We start from the raw sequence: 3,808 nt of genomic DNA, 5'->3' as shown, positions 1-3,808 counted from the left end.
GAAAATCAAACAGTAAGCGGTCTTCACGACGATTACTTAAAAAATGCAAGCGAATTCGCAATAATTGCAAATTCCGCTGATGTTGCTGAATCTGTCTTGCTTCGAGTGGCGAAATGATGTTTTGTTTAGTTAATAATAACCATAGATTTCCTGACTGCTTTTGGCGAGCACCACCAATATTTAAACTTAGTGCTAGCCACAATATCATATGCAAATCACGCAAGCCTCCAGGACTTTCTTTGATATTGGGCTCTAAATTATAAGCAGTGTCATTGAATTTATAATGTCGGCTTGTTTGCTCTTTGAGCTTTTCTGAAAAAAAATGGACAACATCTTTTGAATCTTCAAATAGGCCATCTACCCGTTTTAGATAGCATTGATAAACCTGAGCATCTCCAATAAGCAAGCGGGATTCAAGCAAATTAGTTTGAACTGTAATGTCTTTTTTAGCCTCGGCAATACATTCATTTAAACTACGCACGCTGTGACCAACATTCAAACCAACATCCCACAACAAGCCGATAAAAGATTCAAGTTGGTGATTAGTGATTGAATGTTGCGCTGTGTCTAACATTTCATCTGGCAGCAGTATAAGCAGGTCAATATCCGAATGCGGATATAACTCGCCGCGCCCATAGCCGCCAACGGCTATTAAACTGCAGTTTGCACGAAGGCTAAAGGATGACCACAGCTCAATAAGCAGGCCGTCCATCAGCTTGCAATGCCGCCTGAATAAGCGCTCGTTATTAGGTTTTGCTAGGAAGTCGGCTTTTAAAGTCGAAAAACCGACTTTTAGATATTGTCGACACGCGGCAATATCGGTTGCAATAAGTTTTGGTTGGTTGATTTTTCTGCTGTTTTGGTTGTCCAGCGGCATGTAACTAGTTCAATTTTTTTACGAATTCTGGAATCGCAGGCGAGCCGCTAGATAAGGTCATTACTTCATAACCTGTTTCTGTAACCAAGATGGTATGTTCCCATTGAGCAGACAAACTGCGATCCTTTGTGACAACTGTCCAACCGTCTGGCATGTGCTTAATGTCGCGTTTGCCAGCATTAATCATTGGCTCAATGGTAAACATCATTCCAGTTTTTAGCACTAAGCCTGTGCCAGGTTTGCCGTAATGTAAAACTTGCGGCTCCTCATGAAAGACCTTACCGATGCCGTGACCACAAAACTCACGCACCACACTGTAACCACTTTTTTCAGCAAAGGTTTGAATGGTATAACCAATATCACCCAAAGTAGCACCTGGTTTTACCTTGGCAATACCTAACCACATGGCTTGATAAGTAATTTCACACAAACGTTTGGCTTGCGCAGTCACTTCACCAACATAAAACATGCGACTCGTATCACCATGGTAACCATCTTTGATCACTGTAATATCTAAATTAACGATATCACCATTTTTAAGCTGCTTGTCACTTGGTACGCCGTGACAAATTTGCTGGTTAATCGAGGTGCAAATCGATTTAGGGTAGGGCCGATGCCCGTCGGGTGCGTAATTTAAAGGCGCTGGTATGGCTTGCTGCACATCGACAATGTAGTCATGGCATAACTTATCCAATTGGTCAGTGGTGACACCATGCACTACAAAAGGGGAGATGTAGTCAAGCACCTCAGAGGCCAACTTGCCTGCGATACGCATTTTTTCGATATCTTGTTGGTTTTTGATTGTAATTGCCATGACCATGCTAATTCAAATAATATTGAACGCATTTTAGCATAGCCACACATCAAAACTTAACTTTCTAAGCCAGGTTAGGGGCTCCAACAATACGCATCACTCGGTCAACATCCATGCGCAACAATTCCGCTGCATCACGGTAATCATCGGGTAAAGCGGCATCATCCCAACCATTGGCTGAATGACGTGCCAGATTGACTGCAAGGATAACATTTCGCACACGCTGCTCACTTGAGGCGCTGTCCTGCATTAATTTGGAGAGTAATGGCGGCAATTCAAATGCTTCAACCAGCTCTTTTTGCAAATCCTGAATTTTAAATCCTAAAATTTCCTGCTGCACAATAACACTACGCAAGGCTTTATCCGCGTGCTGCATGGCGTAAATTGCATTCATTTTATCAGGGGCAAAGCACCACATTAGCATCTCTGCCAAATCATGCAGTAAAGCGGCGGTGCGCACTTCTTCTGCATGCAGATCAGCTAAATGCGTAGCCCAGTCAGCTGCAAAATGTGCCGCTTGATGCGCACGCTTAACTAGCTTAAGCAAATGCATGAGTGCGGGAAGGTTGTTTTTTAAGAGGTCTTCAACCAAAACAGAGGGTGACAAATTCTGAAAAAAAGAACTGCTCCCCATCATCAATATCGCCTGATCTGCTTGCACCAAATCTTGCAACTGCCTTTTACCCTTATGTTTTTGTGCATAAGTCAACACCCTAAAGACCATCATTGGGTCATTGAGCACAGCAGAGGATATGGCGCGGGCGCTTAAGTGTTCTTCGTCTTCCTTAAGTTGAGCAATCTCGCGCGCAGTATGTTTCAGCACGGGGATTTCAGCTTTTCTGATAAACGCTAGCCAATATTTGATATCCTGCGTAGCCGTTTCATGCGCTATCGATGTCATTTAACAATCTCCTTTGGTAGCTTATCAAAATACCGTATCCTCGAATTTTTAAAGACCTAAAAAGAAACGTAAATCCAGCGTATATTATTAATATGCGTGGCATCATCCGCGCTAATGTGTCAAAACAGGCTCAAATGCGTGTGAAAATTTAAATCAAAAGCTAGCAAACTCATGAGCTTAGTGGTAATATGCGGCCTCTGCATTTTGGCAGAAACGTAATTTAAATTACGGCAATTAAAATTTACACGTAACCCAATCAAGGGTGCCTTAAACGTCAATACCACTTAAGTTGTGCGTAAGATGTTGTAATAAAGGTGTTTTTGGTGTTTCGTGAATACATAACCCTTTTGAAAAGAGAAAATACTATGTCAGTCACTATGCGTGATATGTTAGAAGCCGGTGTTCACTTCGGCCATCAAACCCGTTACTGGAACCCAAAAATGGCACCGTTCATTTTCGGTGATCGCAACAAAATCCATATTGTAAACCTTGAAAAAACATTGCCATTATTTGAAGATGCGCTTAAACACGTACGCACATTGGCAGCAAATAAAGGTCGTATCTTATTCGTTGGTACAAAACGTCAAGCACGTGACATCGTAAAAGAAGAGGCTAGCCGTGCTGGTTGCGCATACGTTAATCACCGCTGGTTGGGTGGCATGCTTACAAATTTTAAAACAGTTAAACAATCCATCAAACGCCTTCATGATTTTGATGCAATGTTACTTGATGGTAGCTTAGAAAAATTTGGTAAAAAAGAAGCGCTTGGTTATAAACGTGAAATTGAAAAATTAGAACGTTCAATTGGCGGCATTAAGGAAATGGGCGGTTTGCCAGATGCAATTTTCATTATCGACGTAGGCCATGAAAGCGGCGCGATTACTGAAGCGGCTAAATTAGGCATTCCAGTGATCGGCGTAGTTGATACCAATAACTCACCTGACGGCGTTGCATTTGTGATTCCAGGTAACGATGACTCTAGCCGTGCAATTCGTTTATATGCACGTGGCATTGCAGATGCAGTGTTGGAAGGTCGCAACTCTGTTATTACAGAAATCGTAAAATCAGCAAGTGAAGAAACTCCTGTAGTTTCTGAAGCTACTGCTTAATTTGCAACACCTTAAAAGGGGCTCAACGCCCCTTTTTTAATTTTTAATTTTCTTATTTTTTTAAAATTAAATAAATAAAATCAATTAATTAAACTATATATTTAATG

At 41.5% G+C, this 3,808-nt stretch carries 4 protein-coding genes; 1 reads left to right on the top strand and 3 read right to left on the bottom strand.

What is annotated here, in order from left to right:
* The 3 genes from HOO90_RS11385 to HOO90_RS11375 form a co-directional block, all read right to left on the bottom strand.
* On the bottom strand, positions 1–877 hold an 877-nt coding region (locus HOO90_RS11385), incomplete at its 3' end, for a nucleotidyltransferase domain-containing protein (RefSeq protein WP_292843153.1).
* Positions 878–881: 4 nt separating this feature from the next.
* Positions 882–1,691, bottom strand: a complete 810-nt coding sequence (gene map / locus HOO90_RS11380) for a type I methionyl aminopeptidase (RefSeq protein WP_292843151.1) — start codon at positions 1,689–1,691, stop codon at positions 882–884.
* Between the two features lie 64 nt (positions 1,692–1,755).
* Complete coding sequence (locus tag HOO90_RS11375) at positions 1,756–2,592, bottom strand: HDOD domain-containing protein (RefSeq protein ID WP_292843149.1); 837 nt, start codon at positions 2,590–2,592, stop codon at positions 1,756–1,758.
* A 365-nt stretch (positions 2,593–2,957) separates the two neighbouring features.
* On the opposite strand from HOO90_RS11375, the gene rpsB reads away from it, so the two are divergent.
* Positions 2,958–3,701 carry a 30S ribosomal protein S2 gene (gene rpsB, locus HOO90_RS11370; RefSeq protein ID WP_292843147.1) on the top strand — a complete coding sequence of 248 codons (744 nt, stop codon included), beginning with the start codon at positions 2,958–2,960 and terminating at the stop codon, positions 3,699–3,701.
* The last annotated feature ends 107 nt before the right edge of the window (positions 3,702–3,808 follow it).

Source organism: Methylotenera sp. (assembly GCF_013141425.1).
In the GTDB taxonomy this organism is placed as follows: domain Bacteria; phylum Pseudomonadota; class Gammaproteobacteria; order Burkholderiales; family Methylophilaceae; genus Methylotenera.
This window is presented reverse-complemented; position numbering and strand designations above follow the sequence as displayed.